Below are 241 nucleotides of genomic sequence, written 5' to 3' on the forward strand. Positions count from 1 at the left end.
GTATTTCTCTGGCTGAGCAGGCGGCGCATCTGACAGACCATTTGAATGTCCATGTGATGGCTCCTGCCTTGATTACCCAGGCTCTGGAGCAGCGCTGGAATACCGGGGCGGCTATGGTGGTGCTGGCTGATATTTATGCCGATATTCCGAACCAGCGTTTCAGTGCTTATTGTGCCAGTAAAGCCGGGTTACAAAACTGGGCGCTTAGTATGGCGCAGCGACTGGCGGGACAGGTGCGGGT

At 55.6% G+C, this 241-nt stretch carries 1 protein-coding gene; it reads left to right on the forward strand.

The window, feature by feature from the left end:
* Nucleotides 1–241: SDR family oxidoreductase (locus Q4563_RS22115; RefSeq protein ID WP_303606068.1), on the forward strand; the 241-nt coding region annotated here is incomplete at both ends.

The organism is Gilvimarinus sp. 1_MG-2023, assembly GCF_030548285.1.